Raw genomic sequence first — 16461 nt, 5'->3', positions numbered from 1 at the left:
GACTCCCGCCGCCGCTCCCGCGCGAGGCGAGGCCGTCCTGCCGCCGGGAACGCCTCACAGGCGGGGGTCGACCGGTTCGGACTCCAGCGCCAGCACCGCGAAGACGGGTTCGTGGACCCGCCACAGCGGCTCACCCTCCACCAGCCGGGTGAGCGCCTCCAGCCCGAGCGCGTACTCCCGCAACGCCATGGACCGCTTCTTACCCAGGGCACGATGCCGCAATTCTCGCATCTGCTCTGGCTCGGTGTAATCGGGACCGTAGATGATGCGCAGATACTCGCGGCCGCGCACCTTCACGCCCGGCTGCACGCGCCCGGTCGGCGGGGCGAGCGGCTTGACCACCATGCCCTCGCCGCCCGCATCGGTGAGCTCCTCCCACCACCCGGTCGCGGCCCGGCGGGACGCCTCGTCGGCGAGGGCGACGTACACGTGCCGGGTCGGGATGATCAGTCCGTCGCCGGTGGCGAGCCGCGCCAGCGTCTCCAGGTGCCAGGAGTGCGGCCGCTCGACGGCGAGCACCCGGCCCTCGGCGGCGAGGATCTGGAACGGCGCGAGGCCGATCCCGTCGAGGCCGGACACCGGGCCGCAGTAGCGCGCATACGCGTCGCGGAACCGGGCAGCGTTCTCCAAGCGGCGTCGGGTGCGGTCGCGCAAGCCGCCCACATCCAGGCCGCGCCCGGCCGCCGCGTCGAGCGCGGCGAGCGCCTCCGGCAGCGCGGCGAGCGCCGCCGCCCCCACCGCCGCGTACTGCTCCCGGATCAGCTCGCCGGCCTTCGCCGACCACGGCAGCAGCTCGCAGTCGAGCACCAGCCACCCGGTGTCGAGCTCCTGCCACAGGCCCGCCTCGGCCACCCGCGCCCGCAGCCGGCCCACGAGCTCCTCGGTGAGCGCCGGGTCGTCGAAGAACGGCCGGCCGGTGCGGGTGTACACCATGCCGGTGGCGTCGGCGACGCCGAACCGGGACTCGGCCACGGCCGCGTCGCGGGCGAGCACGACCACCGCCCGGGACCCCATGTGCTTCTCCTCGCACACCACCTCGGCGACCCCCGCGGCGGCGTACTCGGCGAGCGCCTCGGCCGGGTGCTCCAGGTAGTGCTCGAGCGCGGAGGTCTCCGCGGGCGCCATGGTCGGCGGCAGGTACACCAGCCAGCGCGGGTCCACCGCGAACCGGCTCATGATCTCCAGGGCGGCCGCGGCGTTCTCCTCGCGCACCTTCACCGTGACGCCGAACCGGGTCTCCACGTGCCGGGTGCCCTGCACGTCCCGGATGTCGAGGGTGCCCGGCTCCCGGCGTACCGCGGGCGCGGCGAGCGGCCGGACCGGCTCGAACCACACCCGCTCGGCCGGGACCGACACCAGCTCCCGCTCCGGGTAGCGCAGCGCGGTGAGCGAGCCGCCGAACACGCACCCGGTGTCCACGCAGATCGTGTTGTTCACCCACTCCGGCCGGAGCGTCGGGGTGTGCCCGTAGACCACCATCGCCCGGCCGCGGTACTCCTCGGCCCACGGCCGGCGCACCGGCAGGCCGTACTCGTCGGTCTCGCCGGTGGTGTCGCCGTACAGGGCGAACGACCGGACCCGGGCGCTCGCCCGGCCGTGGTACTCCTCCTTCAGCCCGGCGTGCGCGACCACCAGCCGCCCGCCGTCGAGCCGGTAGTGGCTGATCAGCCCGTCGAGGAACCGGCGGGCCGCCTCGGTGAACTCCGGCGGGCAGGCGGCGAGCTGGTCGAGCGACTCCCGCAGGCCGTGGGAGATCGTGACCTTGCGCCCGGCGAGCGCCCGGGCGAGCTTCTGCTCGTGGTTGCCGCACACGCACAGCGCGGTGCCCGCCTCGACCATGCCCATCACCAGGCGCAGCACGCCCGGGGTGTCCGGCCCGCGGTCCACCAGGTCGCCGACGAACACCGCGATGCGGCCCTCCGGGTGGCTCGCGCCGTACGGCCGGCCGTGCTCGTCGCGGTCGATCCGCCAGCCGAGCCGGGTCAGCAGGGCCTCCAGCTCGGCGCGGCAGCCGTGCACGTCGCCGATGATGTCGAACGGCCCGGTCAGGTCGCGGCGGTCGGTCCACGCCCGCTCGAACACGACGCGGGCGGCGTCGATCTGCTCCACACCGCGCAGCACGTGCACCCGGCGGAAGCCCTCGCGGTCCATGCGGGGCAGCGAGCGGCGCAGGTCGCGGCGCTGCCGGGCGATCACGTGGCGGCCGAAGTCGCGGTCCGGCCGTCCGGCGTTGCGGGCGGCCGCCACCCCCTCCGGCACGTCGAGCACGATCGCGTCGGCGAGCACGTCGTGATTCCTGGCGAGATCGAGCAACCGCCTGCGGGCCTCGTGCTGCACGTTGGTGGCGTCGACCACGGTGAGCAGGCCGCGCCGCAGCCGGACGCCCACGATGTGGTGGAGCACGTCGAAGGCGTCCGCGGTGGCGGACTGGTCGGTCTCGTCGTCGGAGACCAGCCCGCGGCAGAAGTCGGAGGAGATCACCTGGGTGGGCGCGAAGTGGCGGCGCGCGAACGTCGACTTGCCGCTGCCGGACACGCCCACGAGCAGCACGAGCGACAGCTCGGGCAGGCTCACCACCGGCCCCTCCACCGGGTTCTCCGCCGGGGCGTCCGGGGCGTCCGTCGGCGGGGTGGCCGGGGTGGCGCCGCCCGGCGCCGCCGCCCGCGCGGCACGGGCCGCGGGCTCCGCGGCGGCCGCGTCCGGGGTGTCCCGGTCCGGGGCGTCCGGGGGCGTGGCGTCGGTCTCGGCCATCAGCGGCCTCCCTCCGTACGGGTGAAGATCGCCATCTGGGTGGGCGGGCCCACCTCGGGGTCGTCGTCGCCGACCGGGCGGATCTCGGCGCGGTAGCCGTACCGGGAGGCGACGTGGGCGGTCCAGCCGGCGAACTCGCGCCGGTCCCACTCGAAGCGGTGGTCGGGGTGGCGCAGGGCCGGGCGGCCGGACCCGGCCCGCTCGCGCAGGCCGGGGTAGCGCACGTTGTACTCGGCGTTCGGCGTGGTGACGATCACGTGCCCGGGCCGGGCGGTGCCGAACACCACCTTCTCCAGCGCGGCCAGGCGCGGCGGGTCGACGTGCTCGATCACCTCCATCAGCACGGCCGCGTCGTACCCGGCGAAGCGCGGGTCGGTGTAGGTGAGCGCCGCCTGGAACAGCTGCAGCCGGGCGTGCCGCGGTTCCGGCATGCGGTCGATCCGCAGCCGGCGCGCGGCGAGGCCGAGGGCGTGGGCCGACACGTCGACCCCGGTGACCTTGGTGAAGTGCGGGCGGTCGAGCAGCTCGGCGAGCAGCCGGCCCGAGCCGCAGCCGAGGTCGATCACGGTGCGGGCGCCGGTCTCCTCGAGGGCGGCGAGCACCGCCTCGTGCCGCAGCGTGTTGAGTGGCGTGCCGCCGCCCCGCTCCTCCTCCGCCGGGGCCGCCTCGTCGCCCGCGGCGGGGTCCTCCTCCACCGGCGGCTCCAGGGACTCGGCCACGTCGTCGCCGAGCTCGGCGAGGCGGGCGAACGCCTCGCGGGTCAGGTCCGCGCGGCGGCCCAGGTACCGGCGGGTGATCAGCGCCCTCTCCGGGTGGGTGGCGAGCCAGCCGCCACCGGCCCGGATCAGCTTGTCCACCTCGTCCGGGGCGATCCAGTAGTGCTTGGCCGAGTCGAGCACCGGCAGCAGCACGTACAGCTGGTTGAGCGCGTCGGCGAGCCGCAGCTCGCCGCGCAGCCGCAGCCGCAGGTAGCGCGAGTCGCCCCACTCGGGGAAGCGCTCGTCGAGCGGGATCGGGCGGGCGTCCACCGCCCAGCCGAGCGGCGCGAACACCCGGTGCGCGATCTCCGGCCCGCCGGTGCACGGCAGCGCCGGGATGCCGATCTCCAGCGGGATCGGGGCCGCGGCGAGCTCCGGCCGGGCGTCGCAGCGGCCGAGCCGCGCGGTGCGGAACACGTCCCCGAGCGCCACCGCGAGCAGCGACGACGCCGCGTACGGCCGGTCGTTGACGTACTGGGCGAGGCTCGTGTCGGCGAGGTTCCGGCCGGTGCGGGCGAGCCGTACCGGGTCGATCTCCAGCAGGAGGGCGGCCGTGCAGCGCTCGGCGGTCGCCTCCGGGTAGAACACCCGCGCCGTGCCGAACGACCGGCCGAACTCCTGCACCCGGTCGGGATGCTTGTGCAGCAGGAAGCCGAGGTCGGTGGCGGGCCGCAGTGTGGTGGAGATCGTGAGCAGCACGCTCCCGGATTGTTCCGCAGGCCCGATTCGACCCGCCACCGATTAACGTCGCCCGGTGGCCCGCCCGGAGACCGGGTCAGACATGCGGCAGGATCTCCGCCGCGATCAGCTCCAGGTGCTCGAGGTCGTTCAGGTCGAGGATCTGGAGGTAGAGGCGCTCGCAGCCGAGCTTGGCGAACTCGCCGATCTTCTCCAGCACCTCGCCGGGGGTGCCGCCGAGACCCGCCTCCCGCAGCTCCGCCAGGTCACGGCCGATCGCCTCGGCCCGCCGCTTGGCCTCGGCCTCGTTCGCGCCGACCACGATCGTCTGGGCCGCGGACAGCCGGATCGACTCGCGGCCGATCTTCGCGCAGGCCTCGCGCACCCGCCCGTACGCCGCCTCGGTCTCGGCGACCGTGCGGAACGGCACGTTGTACTCGTCGGCGAAGCGGGCCGCCAGGCGCGGGGTGCGGGTGGGGCCGACGCCGCCGACGATGATCGGCGGGCGGGGGCGCTGCACCGGCTTGGGCAGGGCGGGCGAGTCGGCCACCCGGTAGTGCGCGCCCTCGAACGAGTAGGTGGACCCCTCGGGCGTGCTCCACAGGCCGCTGATGATCTCCAGCTGCTCCTCGTACCGCGCGAACCGGTCCCGCTGCGGGGGGAACGGGATGCCGTACGCGGTGTGCTCGGCGTCGTACCAGCCCGCGCCGAAGCCGAGCTCGACGCGGCCGCCGCTCATCTGGTCCACCTGGGCCACGCTGATCGCCAGCGGGCCGGGCAGCCGGAACGTGGCCGGCGACACCAGCGTGCCCAGCCGGATCCGGGAGGTCTCCCGGGCGAGACCGGCCAGGGTGATCCAGGCGTCGGTGGAGCCGGGACCGTGGTCGCCGGGGCCGATGCGCATGTAGTGGTCGGAGCGGAAGAAGGCATCGAAGCCGAGCCGTTCCGTCGCCTGGGCCACGCGCAGCAGGTCGTCGTAGGTGGCACCCTGCTGCGGCTCGGTGAAGATCCTCAGAAGCATGCCGACATTATGGACCTTCCGCCATCGTTCCCCACGGCGGACGGCACCGCACCCCCGTCTCCGTCCCGTCACGTTTCGGTGACCGTACGCGCCCGCGTGGATGCGGGTTGTTATGGTGCAACCATCCCAAGCGCACGGTAATCGTCACGCGACGATGAGTGGTGATCGGATGAACGAGGGCAATCCCCCGCGCTCCCTGGTCTACCTCGCGGCGGCGGCGCTGGTGGTCGCCACCGGCCTCGCCATGTGGCTGCTCCCCGCGGGCATGCCCCGCCTGCCGCCCACCGCCGCGACCGGGACCACCACGGCGTCGCCGGAGCGGCCGACCCCGCACCCGCCCACGCACTCCGCCCGGGGGCCGTCCCGCCCGCCGGCCACCGCCTCGGCGGCGGCGCCCGTCCCCGGCTCAGACCCGCCGGCCGCCGGGCCACCGACGGGCGAGGCGACCACGACGGCGGACCCGGACCCGGCCGACGGCGAGGCGGCCGGGTGTCCACCCCCGTCGCCGCGGGCCTCGTCCCCGGCGCCCCTGGCGCGGTCACCCCGGTCCGGGCCGGTGCCCGAAACGCCGCCGTCCCCCACGCCGTCGCCTCCCCCGCCGGCCGCCGCCATGCCGGGCTGCCACTCGGCCGCCCAGCTGCGCCCGACCCGGTCCTCCGCGCACCGAATCGACGGGCTCGGCCCGTCCGGCTGACCCCGCGCCGGGGCCACCGGACCGCCGTGGCCGGGTGACGGCGCCCCGGCCGCGCCGCGGGTCAGCGGCGACGCGCGGGCCGCGCCTCCGGCTCCAGCAGGGCCACGCACTCCACGTGCGCGGTCATCGGGAAGGCGTCGAAGGCACGCAGCGCGGCCAGCCGGTAGCCGTGCCCGGCGAGCCAGTCGATGTCCCGCGCCATCGTGGCCGGGTCGCAGGAGACGTACACGATCCGGTCGGCCTCCAGCGCCGCGATCCGGTCGACGACGCTCCGGCCGAGCCCGGCGCGCGGCGGATCGACGACGACGATGTCGGCCCGCTCCACCCCGGCGGCGTCGAGGGCGGGCTCGATCCTGCCCCGCTCGACGCGCGCCTGCGGCAGGTCGCGCAGGTTGCGGCGGGCGTTGCGGACCGCGTCGCGGTCCACCTCCACCCCGAGCACGGCGCCCTCCTCGCCCACGGCCTCGGCGAGCGCCGCGGTGAACAGCCCGGCCCCGCAGTACAGGTCGAGCGCCCACTCGCCGGGGCGCGGGTCGGCGAAGCGCATGACCGCGTCGAGCAGGGTCTGCGCGGCGCCCGGGTGGATCTGCCAGAAGCCGTTCGCGGCCACCTGGAAGGTGCGGCCGCCCGCGCGCTCCCGCACCTCGGCGCGGCCCCGCACCGCCCTGGCGTGCCCGTCCTCCTCGGCCACGACCGCGACCGAGGCGTCGATGTCCGGCACCTCGATCGCCTCGTCCGCGCGGCGGCCCCGCCCGCGCCCGCCGCGGCGTCCCGGCGGGAGGGCGACGACCACGGCACGGTCCCCGGCGCCGGAGGCGACCGCCTCCACCGCCGCGGCGCCGCGCCAGTTGCGGGCCGCCACGCCGATCTTCTCCACCTCGGGGTGGGCGATGAGGCAGGCGTCCACCGGCTCGATCTCGTGCGAGCGGTGCCGCCGCAGCCCCACCACGCCGTCGGGGCGCACGGCGAACCGCACCCGGGTGCGCCAGCCGAGGCCGCCGGGCGCGCCCGGCACCTCCTCGACGGTGACCTGCCGCCGGATCCCGGCGAGCCGCTCCAGCTGCTCGGCCACCACCCGGGCCTTCAGCGCCCGCTGGGCCTCGGGCGTGGCGTGCTGCCAGTCGCAGCCGCCGCATCTGCCCGGCCCGGCGTACGGGCACGGCGGGGTCACCCGGTCCGGGGACGGCCGCAGCACCTCGACGGCGTCGGCGCGCAGGAAGCGCGCGGTCTCCTCGGTGATCCGGGCGCGTACCCGCTCCCCCGGCAGGGCGTGGCGCACGAACACCACCCGGCCCTCGTGCCGGGCCACGCACCAGCCGCCGTTGGCGACGTTGCCCACCTCAAGCTCGATCATCGTCCGTCCCGGTCGTCGTCCCTGTGCCGGCCGTCCGAGGGGCGCCGTACCGGGCGTGCGCCGTCCCGGTCCGGGTTGCTCTTCCGGCGGTCGGAGGAGTGGAGCTGCCACGGCACGCTGGTCACCATGACCCCCGGCTGGAACAGCAGCCGCCCCTTCAGCCTAAGGGCGCTCTGGTTGTGCAGCAGGTGTTCCCACCACCGGCCGACGACGTACTCCGGGATGAACACGGTGATCACGTCCCGGGGCGAGCGGCGGCGCAGCTTGCGGACGTAGTCGAGCACCGGCCGGGTGATCTCCCGGTACGGCGAGTCGAGGATCTTCAGCGGCACCTCGATGCCCCGGGCCTCCCACTCCTCCTGCAGCCTGCGGGCCTCCTCGGCGTCGACCGCGACGGTGAGCGCCTCCAGCGAGTACGGCCGGGTCGCCTGGGCGTACGCCAGGGAGCGCAGCGTGGGCTTGTGGATCTGGGAGACGAGCACGATCGCGTGGTTGCGCGCGGGCCGGATCGACTCGTCGAGGTAGGTGCCCTCGGGTACGGCGAGCTCGGCGGCGATGTTGTCATAGTGCCGCCGGATGCCGCGCATGAGCAGGAAGAGCAGCACCATGATCGCGACGGCGATCCACGCGCCGTGGGTGAACTTGCTCACCAGCACCACGATGAGCACGAGCCCGGTGAGGAAGCAGCCGAAGGCGTTGACCGCCCGGGACCGCCGCATGCGCGCCCGGGCCCGCGGGTCGCGCTCCCGGGCGAGCTCCCGGTTCCAGTGCCGCACCATGCCGTACTGGCTGATGGTGAACGCGACGAACACGCCGACGATGTAGAGCTGCACGAGCCGGGTGACCTCGGCGTGGAACGCGTAGATCAGCGCGCCCGCGGCCACGGCGAGCAGCAGGATGCCGTTGCTGAACGCGAGCCGGTCGCCGCGGGTGTGCAGCTGCCGGGGCAGGTAGCGGTTCTGGGCGAGCACCGAGCCGAGCACCGGGAAGCCGTTGAACGCGGTGTTCGCGGCGAGCACGAGGATGAGCACGGTGACCACCGCGACCGCGTGCACGCCGATCGGGAAGTGGTCGAACACGGTCCGCGCCACCTGGATGAGCACCGGGTCCGCGGTCACCTCGCGGCCCGACGGGTCGTACAGGTGGCTGCCCTGGGACGGGTCGCCGAACTTGGCCCCGACCGCGTAGGCGAGCCCGGTGACGCCGGCGAACATCAGCATCGCGAGCAGGCCGAGCACGCCCAGGGTGGTCGCCGCGTTCCGCCCCTTGGGCTTGCGGAACGCGGGCACGCAGTTGCTGATCGCCTCCACGCCGGTGAGCGCGGCGCAGCCGGAGGAGAACGCGCGCAGCAGCAGGAACACCAGGGCGAGCCCGGTGAGGCCCATGTCGTCGCCGCGCACTGTGTGGTCGGCGGTCTCGGCGCGCAGCTCCTCGCCGAGGGCGAGCCGCGTCCCGCCCCAGACGATCATGGCGAACATCGCGGCCACGAACGCGTACGTGGGCAGCGCGAACGCGAGCCCGGACTCCCGCACGCCGCGCAGGTTGATCAGGGTGAGCAGGGCGACGAGCGCGATCGCGACGCCGACCTTGTGCTCCCGCACGAACGGCACGACCGCGCCGAAGTTCTCCACGGCCGAGGAGATCGACACCGCGACGGTGAGCACGTAGTCGACGAGCAGCGACCCCGCCACGGCGATGCCGAACTTCGGCCCGAGGTTGGTCATCGCCACCTCGAAGTCGCCACCGCCGCTCTGGTAGGCGCGCACGGTGTGCCGGTACGACGCGACCACCGTGAGCAGCACCACGAGCACGGCCCCGGCGATCCACGGCGTGAAGTGGTAGGCGGCGAACCCGGCCACGCCGAGCGTGATCAGGATCTCCTGGGGGGCGTACGCGACCGACGAGAGCGCGTCGCTGGCGAAGACCGGAAGCGCGACCCGCTTGGGCAGCAGCTGCCCCGGCGCCCGCCCGGTGCGCAGCGCCGGGCCGACCAGCAGGCGTTTCGCCAGATCCGTTGCCTTCGCCACGTCTGCCGATGCTATCCGCGCCGCCGGCATCGGGCGCCACCGGACACCTTGCCCGGGACAGGCCATACTGACCTGATAGAGGTAGTCAGGGACGGCACACTGCCGGCCGGTTCGACGGAAAACAGGACGACTGCCGCCTCACCGAACGGCGGGGGAACATGCATATCGTGATCATGGGATGTGGCCGGGTCGGCTCCACCCTCGCCCATATCCTCGAGGACAACGGCCATTCGGTGGCCATCATCGACCGTGACCCCCAGGCGTTCCGCCGCCTGCGCGCCGGGTTCCGCGGGCGCCGGGTGACCGGCATCGGGTTCGACCGCGACGTGCTCATCGAGGCCGGCATCGAGACCGCCGGGGCGTTCATCGCGGTGAGCAGCGGCGACAACTCGAACGTGATCTCCGCCCGGGTGGCGCGGGAGACCTTCGGCGTGGAGAACGTGGTGGCGCGCATCTACGACCCGCGCCGGGCCGAGGTCTACCAGCGCCTCGGCATCCCCACGGTGGCCACCGTGCGGTGGACCGCGGACCAGATCCTGCGCCGCATCCTGCCGGAGGGCGCCGAGCCGCTGTGGCGCGACCCCACCGGTACCGTGATCCTCGCCGAGGTCGTGTTCAACACCGCCTGGATCGGCGTCACGATCCCCCGGATCGAGCAGGCGATCGCCGCCCGAGTGGCGTTCGTCAACCGCATGGGCGAGGCGCTGCTGCCGCGGCCGGACATGGTCCTGCAGGAGGGCGACATCCTGCACGTGATCGCGGCCGAACGCGACATGGACCGCATTCACAAGGTGCTCTCGAGCATCCCCGAGGAGGACTGATGCGCGTCGCCATCGCCGGCGCGGGGGCCGTCGGCCGCTCCATCGCCGCCGAGCTCCTGCAGAACGGCCACCAGGTGCTGCTCATCGACGCCGACCCGAAGGCGATCAAGATCGACACGGTGCCGGAGGCGGAGTGGCTGCTCGCCGACGCCTGCGAGATCGCCTCGCTCGACGAGGCGGGCCTCGCCGACTGCCAGGTGGTGGTCGCCGCGACCGGTGACGACAAGGTGAACCTGGTGGTCTCGCTGCTCGCCAAGACCGAGTACGGCGTGCCCCGGGTGGTCGCCCGCATCAACCACCCCAAGAACGAGTGGCTGTTCAACGAGTCGTGGGGCGTGGACGTGGCGGTGTCCACCCCGCGGCTGCTCAGCGCGCTCGTCGAGGAGGCGGTGAGCGTCGGCGACCTGGTGCGGCTGATGACCTTCCGGCAGGGCCAGGCGAACCTCGTCGAACTCACCCTGCCCGAGGACGCGCCCGTGGTCGGCCAGCGGGCCGGCGCGGTGCCCTGGCCGCCGGACTCGGCCCTGGTGGCGATCCTGCGCGAGGGCCGGGTGCTCGTGCCGTCCGCGAACGACCCGCTGGAGGCCGGGGACGAGCTGCTCTTCGTGGCGAGCCAGGAGGTCGAGCACGAGCTCGCCCAGCTGCTGTCCCCGCACTGACGTCGCCCGCCCCGCGGCCCGGGCGCCCGGTGCCCGCGGGGCGCCGCCGGGCGGCGCGGCTCAGGCGCGGTCGGATTTCGCGATCGGGGTACGGCCGCGGGCGAGCACCCACACCATCGCCGCGAACGCGGCGACCTGCAGCGGCCAGCCCAGCACCACCTTGCTCACCCCGAGCACGGCGACCTGGTCGGCGTAGTAGAGCGGAAGCTGCACCGCCACGCGCAGCGCGCACGGGGCGAGCAGCAGCCAGGTGAGCCGCGAGCAGAGCCGCACCATGCCCGGGTCCGACCGCCAGGCCGTCACCTCGCCGGTGATCGCCCCGACCAGGAAGCCCACCACCGGCCACCGGGTGACGATCGACAGCAGCATGCCCGCGGCGTACGCGGCGTTGTACAGGATGCCGGGCAGGAACACGTCCTTCGCCTCACCGGTCCGGGTGGCGAGGAACGCGCCGATGCCGATGCCGACGAGGCTGTTGAGCACGAACTGCGGTGTGGACCGCTGGACCAGGCGCACCACCAGCAGCAGCACGGCCGTGCCGATGCTGATCGCGAGGCTGAGCCGGAGCTGCTCGGTGGTGATCCAGCTCAGCGTGAACGCGATGGTGGGCACGGCGGCCTCGAGGATGCCGCGCCTGCCGCCGAGCGCCTTGGCGAGCTGGGCCCGCACGGCGGCCTCCACAGTGTCGTACGCGGCGATGTCGTACGCGCCGCCGGGCGCCGCCGCCGGGCGCGCCGGTGCCGCCGTGGGTTCGGCCGAGTCCATGCCGCCCGCCCTTTCCTGACCGTCGGTCATTGACCACCCATGGGACGCAGTTCGTACCGGGGATTGAACATCACCTTGCGGCCGTCCTGCACGCTCACCAGGCCCTCGGCCAGGACCACCCGGCCCGGCTCGATGCCGATGATCTTGCGCCGGCCCAGCCAGACGAGATCGATCACGTCGGAGCCGTCGTACAGCTCCGCCTCCAGGGCGGGAGCGCCGCCTCTCGGCCGCAGGGTCACGGTGCGTAGCGTACCCACGACGCGGAACCTGCGCCGCTCGGCACACGCGGCGATCGGCGTGGCGTTCTCCGCACCCAGGTCCTCGCGCAGCTCCTCCGCCTCAAGCTCGTCGAGGCCGGCAGTGAGCCGCCGCAGCAGGCCGCGCAGCCCGCCGGTCCTCGGCCGCTCGCCCGGTCGCCCCGCACGAGGCTCGGTCCCCATCGGTCACCCACCCCTCGGACGTGCCGTCGCCGTCCAGGGTAGGCGAGCTCAGCGGGTCTCCGTCATCTCGGGGCCGCGACGGAGCGGGTCGACGGCGGGACGGCCGGACGCGGCGGCGGCCTGCTGCTGCTCGATCGCCTGCCGTGCCTCGGGCGGCAGCCGCAGCTCGATCGGCTCCTTGGGCGGCATCGGCCCGTCGCCGCGCACCACGACGATGTCGCGGACCACGTCCTCCAGCGGCGCGGCGGCCTCCGGGTCGGTCGCGGCCTTGCCGCTGAACACCGCGCGCAGGAACCAGCGCGGCCCGTCGATGCCGCAGAACCGCACCGGGTGCACGTCGTCCCCCTGCCTGACCTTGGCGGCGAGCTCCACGCCGAACGGGCCCTCGACCTCCTCGGCGGAGCCGCCGTTCGCGGCGAGCTCGCGCTTGAGCTCGGCGCGCACCTCGTCCCAGATCCCGGTGCTCTTCGGCGCGGCGAACGCGTGCACCTGCAGCGCGCTGCCGTCCACCAGGATCACCGCGCCGACGATCTGGTCCCCGGCGACGTTGAGCTGCACCTCGAACCCGGGCCCGATGGGCAGCTGCATGCCGCCCAGGTCGATGCGTTCCCGCTCCGGGTAGGGCTCGTCGGCGTCCCAGGGACCGGACTCGCGCTGCGGCGCGGGCGTCTCCTCGACGGCCGATGCCGCGGGCTCCCGCTCGCGGCGGCGGCGAAGTCGCAACACTGCTCTCACTCTCCCAATCCGCTGTCCTCGTGGTGGCACCCGGCGACCTCCGGCGGCGGTGCCGCCGGCCCTCGCCCGCCGGGACTACCGGCCCGTCGAGCCGAAGCCGTTCTCGCCTCGTGCCGAGCCCGGCAGGCGCTCCACCTCATGGAACCGTGCCCGCTCCACCCGCTGGATCACGAGCTGGGCGATCCGGTCGCCGCGGCGCAGCCGTACCGTGTTCTTCGTGTCGGTGTTGATCAGGGTCACCTTGATCTCGCCCCGGTAGCCGGCGTCGATCGTGCCGGGCGCGTTCACCAGGGTGACCCCCAGCCGGGCGGCGAGGCCGGACCGCGGGTGCACGAACGCGGCGTACCCGTCGGGCAGGGCGATCGCGATCCCGGTGGGCACCACCGCGCGCTCGCCCGGCAGCAGCTCGACGTCCTCGCGCGCGTGGAGGTCCGCCCCGGCGTCGCCCGGGTGGGCGTAGGCCGGCGGCGGCAGGTCCGGGTCGAGCCGCTGGATCAACACCTCGACGCTCATCGATCACCTCCGGCCGCGGTTCTCGTCACGAACGCAGACCTTACCGGCTGCGCGGCCGGGACACGTCGTCCGCGCCCTCCCGCTCGGCCGCGGAGCCCTCGCCGGACGGCCCGGCCTCCTCGGCGCCGCCGCCGGAGCGCCCGGAGCCGGCCCGTTCGCCGGAATCCTCCCCGGTCTCCTCGTCCGGGCCGGCGGGCGGCTCCTCGGGCGGGGCCGGCGGCCGCTCGGCGGCGGTTCCGCCGGGCGGCGGCGGGAGGGCGGCCTGCTCGCGGAACAGCTCGGGCAGCGCCCGGTAGAGCACGGCCGCGATCGGTACGGCGACCGCCGCGCCGGTGATCCCGGCGAGCACGCCGCCGACGCCGAGCACGAGGATGATCGCGAGCGGGTGGAACCGCACCGCCCGGCCGACGATCAGCGGCTGCAGCACGTGGTTCTCGAGCTGCTGCTCCACCACAAGGATGCCGACGAAGACCAGCGCGTAGATCGGCCCCTGCGCGCCGAGGGTGACGAGCGTGGCGAGGCCACCGGCGAAGAAGATGCCGACGATCGGGATGAAGCTCGCCAGGAAGATCAGTACGGCGAGCGGCGCCCACAGCGGCACGCCCATGCCGGCGAGCACGATGCCCATGATGACCCCGTGCACCGCGGCGACGATCACGGTGCCCTGCACGTACTGCGAGAGGGTGCGCCACGCGGCGCGCCCGGCGCGGTCCACCCGGGGCGTGGCCGAGCCGAACGCCTTGAGGAACCACTTCCAGATCCGCTCGCCGTCCTTGAGCAGGAAGAACGTGACGAACAGCACGAGCACGAGACCGGCGAGCACCTCGATGGCGACGGCCGCGCCGGTCACCAAGGTGCCGGTGATCGCCGCCCGCTGCTCGTTGAGCTGCCGGGTCACCTCGGCGACCATGTCGGCGAGCTGGGACTCGCGCAGCCCGAGCGGGCCGTGGATGAGCCAGTCCTGGATGTCCCGGGCGGTGTCCTGCACCTGCTGGACCAGGTTCGGGAACTCCTCGTTGGCGCGCGCCCCGACGATCCAGCCGGTGATGCCCAGCACGGCGAACGCCGTGAGCATGGTGAGCCAGGTCGCCGCCATCGAGTTCAGCCCGACCCGCCGCAGCCCGTCGGTGAGCGGGAAGAGCAGGGCGGTGAGCAGCAGCGCGATCGCCACCGGCAGGGCGACGAAGCGCAGCGTCACCACGATCTGGGCGAAGAAGTAGACGACCACACCGACCACGATCAGTCGCCAGCTCCACGCGGCCAGCGTGGCGAGCACCGGCGGCACGCTCGGCGCACGGCGGTTGTGGCTATCGGGGATCACACGTCAAGCCTGTCATGCCGGCGGCGCCGATGCGCACGGGAAACGGGCGAGGTCCGGAATGTGCCGTCCGGGTACGGCCGTGCCGCGCGCCGGGGTTTCCTGCGCCCTCGCCGGGGCCGCGGCGCAGTAGGGTTTCGATGCCGGTGAGGAAAGGAGCACGGATGACGGAGAAAGCGGAACGGCCCGACGTGGTGTGGCGGCTCATCGGGGCCGTGATCGGCCTCGGCACCGGCTTCGTGGCCCGCAAGGCGATCGAGTGGGGCTGGCAGAAGGTGACCGGGAAAAAGCCGCCGGCCGACCCCGACTCGCTGGAGATCAGCATGGCCGAGGCCATAGGGTACGCCGTCGTCATGGGCGTCGGCATGGAGGTGACGCGCATCGTCGCCACCCGCACCGTCGCCAAGCGGTGGCAGTCCTGGAAGCAGAAGGCCGGCGGCTTGTCCTAGTTGTCCAGTGGGAACGTCCGGGCGTGCGTCCCGGCGGTCAGCGGGGAAGCCTCCGCCGGACGGCTACCCCTCCAGGGCGGACAGGAAGTCGTTCGCCCACCGGTCGACGTTGTAGGTGGCGACCCGGCGCCGCATCGAGCGCATGCGGCGGGCCAGCTCGTCGGGAGTGGCCCGGGCGGCGGCGAGCATCGCCCGCTTGAGCCCCTCCACGTCGTACGGGTTCACCATGTAGGCCTGCCGCAGCTCGTCGGCGGCCCCGGCGAACTCGCTGAGCACCAGGGCACCGCGCAGGTCGGGCCGGCAGGCCACGTACTCCTTGGCGACCAGGTTCATGCCGTCCCGCAGCGGCGTCACCACCATGACGTCCGCGGCGAGGTACAGCGCCGCGAGCTCCTCCTGGCTGTAGGACTGGTGCAGGTAGCAGATCGGGGGCTGGCCGAGCGAGCCGTGCTCGCCGTTGATCCGCCCCACCTGCAGCTCGATCTCGTCGCGCAGCAGCCGGTACTCCTCGACCCGCTCCCGCGAGGGGGTGGCGATCTGCACGAACACCGCCTCGCCGGGGGCGAGCGACCCCTCGCTCAGTAGCTCGCCGAACGCCTTGAGGCGCTGTCCGATGCCCTTGGTGTAGTCGAGCCGGTCGACGCCGAGGAACACGTGGACCGGGTCACCCAGCTCGGCCCGGATCTCCCGGGCACGCTGGATCACGCTCGGCTTGCGGACGAGCTGGTCCATGGAGGCGAAGTCCACCGAGATGGGGAAGGCCTCGGTGCGCACGATCCGGCCGTCCACGTGGATCTCGTGCCGGGTGTTCGGCTGGCCGAGCAGCCGCCGGACCAGCCGGATGAAGTTCGAGGTGCCGCCGGGACGCTGGAAGCCGACGAGGTCCGCGCCGAGCAGCCCCTCGAGGATCTCCCGCCGCCACGGGAGCTGGAGGAACAGCTCCTCCGGCGGGAAGGGGATGTGGAGGAAGAAGCCGATCTTCAGGTCGGGGCGGAGCTTGCGGAGCATCGCGGGCACGAGCTGGAGCTGGTAGTCCTGTACCCAGACGACGGCCCCGGGGGCCGCGGCGTCGGCCGCCGCCCGGGCGAAGCGGTCGTTGACGGCGCGGTAGGCGTCCCACAGCACCCGGGAGTAGATGGGCTTGGCGACGACGTCGTGGTAGAGCGGCCAGAGGGTGGCGTTGGAGAAGCCCTCGTAGTAGAGCTCCACCTCGGTGGACGAGAGCGGGATCGGAATCAGGTGCATGCCCTCGTGGTCGAAGGGCTTGAGCTCCTCGTCCGGGGCTCCGTGCCAGCCCAGCCACGCGCCGTCACGGCGCTGCATGACCGGCGCGATGGCCGTGACCAGGCCGCCGGGGCTCCGTCGCCACGACGCCTCGCCGTCGGGGCCGATGGTGCGGTCGACCGGTAGCCTGTTCGCTACGATCAGAAACGAGCTCGTGGCGTGCACTCGACCTCCCGGTGTGTTCTGTTTTGAAC

Annotated in this window: 15 protein-coding genes; 4 read left to right on the top strand and 11 right to left on the bottom strand. The window is 74.0% G+C overall.

Annotated elements, in window-relative coordinates; translation table 11 throughout:
• Positions 1-54: 54 nt before the first annotated feature.
• The 3 genes from FHX40_RS06755 to FHX40_RS06745 all read right to left on the bottom strand — a co-directional run bounded on the left by FHX40_RS06755 (position 55) and on the right by FHX40_RS06745 (position 5208).
• Positions 55-2751 carry a polynucleotide kinase-phosphatase gene (locus tag FHX40_RS06755; protein ID WP_142258814.1) on the bottom strand — a complete coding sequence of 899 codons (2697 nt, stop codon included), beginning with the start codon at positions 2749-2751 and terminating at the stop codon, positions 55-57.
• The gene (locus FHX40_RS06750; protein ID WP_142258813.1) at positions 2751-4208 is read right to left on the bottom strand and encodes a 3' terminal RNA ribose 2'-O-methyltransferase Hen1; all 1458 of its coding nucleotides are present in this window, start codon (positions 4206-4208) and stop codon (positions 2751-2753) included. Before FHX40_RS06750 ends, FHX40_RS06755 begins: the two co-directional genes overlap by 1 nt.
• A gap of 76 nt (positions 4209-4284) precedes the next feature.
• A complete protein-coding gene (locus FHX40_RS06745) occupies positions 4285-5208 on the bottom strand; it encodes an LLM class F420-dependent oxidoreductase (protein ID WP_142258812.1) in 924 nt (307 codons plus the stop codon).
• 169 nt (positions 5209-5377) lie between these two features.
• Between FHX40_RS06745 and FHX40_RS25010 the strand changes: the two genes are divergently transcribed.
• Positions 5378-5902: a hypothetical protein gene (locus FHX40_RS25010; protein ID WP_170198743.1), complete on the top strand. Its 525-nt coding sequence runs from the start codon at positions 5378-5380 to the stop codon at positions 5900-5902.
• A 61-nt stretch (positions 5903-5963) separates the two neighbouring features.
• Here FHX40_RS25010 and FHX40_RS06740 read toward each other — a convergent pair whose 3' ends face one another.
• Complete coding sequence (locus tag FHX40_RS06740; RefSeq protein WP_142258811.1) at positions 5964-7256, bottom strand: class I SAM-dependent RNA methyltransferase; 1293 nt, start codon at positions 7254-7256, stop codon at positions 5964-5966.
• Positions 7253-9283: an APC family permease gene (locus tag FHX40_RS06735; protein WP_142258810.1), complete on the bottom strand. Its 2031-nt coding sequence runs from the start codon at positions 9281-9283 to the stop codon at positions 7253-7255. Before FHX40_RS06735 ends, FHX40_RS06740 begins: the two co-directional genes overlap by 4 nt.
• A 158-nt stretch (positions 9284-9441) precedes the next feature.
• On the opposite strand from FHX40_RS06735, the gene FHX40_RS06730 reads away from it, so the two are divergent.
• Positions 9442-10104 carry a potassium channel family protein gene (locus FHX40_RS06730; protein WP_142258809.1) on the top strand — a complete coding sequence of 221 codons (663 nt, stop codon included), beginning with the start codon at positions 9442-9444 and terminating at the stop codon, positions 10102-10104.
• The gene (locus FHX40_RS06725) at positions 10104-10763 is read left to right on the top strand and encodes a potassium channel family protein (RefSeq protein ID WP_142258808.1); all 660 of its coding nucleotides are present in this window, start codon (positions 10104-10106) and stop codon (positions 10761-10763) included. Before FHX40_RS06730 ends, FHX40_RS06725 begins: the two co-directional genes overlap by 1 nt.
• A gap of 60 nt (positions 10764-10823) precedes the next feature.
• Here FHX40_RS06725 and FHX40_RS06720 read toward each other — a convergent pair whose 3' ends face one another.
• The 5 genes from FHX40_RS06720 to FHX40_RS06700 all read right to left on the bottom strand — a co-directional run bounded on the left by FHX40_RS06720 (position 10824) and on the right by FHX40_RS06700 (position 14537).
• Positions 10824-11558 (bottom strand): DUF3159 domain-containing protein, encoded by a 735-nt coding sequence (locus FHX40_RS06720; RefSeq protein ID WP_142258807.1) that lies wholly within the window; start codon positions 11556-11558, stop codon positions 10824-10826.
• A complete protein-coding gene (locus FHX40_RS06715) occupies positions 11555-11968 on the bottom strand; it encodes an OB-fold nucleic acid binding domain-containing protein (RefSeq protein WP_142258806.1) in 414 nt (137 codons plus the stop codon). Before FHX40_RS06715 ends, FHX40_RS06720 begins: the two co-directional genes overlap by 4 nt.
• Positions 11969-12016: 48 nt before the next feature.
• The gene (locus FHX40_RS06710) at positions 12017-12694 is read right to left on the bottom strand and encodes a DUF3710 domain-containing protein (RefSeq protein WP_229788643.1); all 678 of its coding nucleotides are present in this window, start codon (positions 12692-12694) and stop codon (positions 12017-12019) included.
• Between the two features lie 84 nt (positions 12695-12778).
• Positions 12779-13216: a dUTP diphosphatase gene (dut, locus tag FHX40_RS06705; RefSeq protein ID WP_142258805.1), complete on the bottom strand. Its 438-nt coding sequence runs from the start codon at positions 13214-13216 to the stop codon at positions 12779-12781.
• A gap of 40 nt (positions 13217-13256) precedes the next feature.
• A complete protein-coding gene (locus tag FHX40_RS06700) occupies positions 13257-14537 on the bottom strand; it encodes an AI-2E family transporter (protein ID WP_229788641.1) in 1281 nt (426 codons plus the stop codon).
• Between the two features lie 161 nt (positions 14538-14698).
• On the opposite strand from FHX40_RS06700, the gene FHX40_RS06695 reads away from it, so the two are divergent.
• Complete coding sequence (locus tag FHX40_RS06695) at positions 14699-14983, top strand: DUF4235 domain-containing protein (RefSeq protein ID WP_142258804.1); 285 nt, start codon at positions 14699-14701, stop codon at positions 14981-14983.
• Positions 14984-15046: 63 nt separating this feature from the next.
• Here the strand turns inward: FHX40_RS06695 and FHX40_RS06690 are convergent, their stop codons facing one another.
• A complete protein-coding gene (locus FHX40_RS06690) occupies positions 15047-16432 on the bottom strand; it encodes an alpha,alpha-trehalose-phosphate synthase (UDP-forming) (RefSeq protein ID WP_142258803.1) in 1386 nt (461 codons plus the stop codon).
• Positions 16433-16461 lie beyond the last annotated feature (29 nt).

It is taken from the genome of Thermopolyspora flexuosa, assembly GCF_006716785.1.
Taxonomy (GTDB): Bacteria; Actinomycetota; Actinomycetes; order Streptosporangiales; family Streptosporangiaceae; genus Thermopolyspora; species Thermopolyspora flexuosa.
The sequence above is the reverse complement of the archived record's forward strand: the minus strand, read 5'-3'. Positions and strand labels throughout refer to the sequence as shown.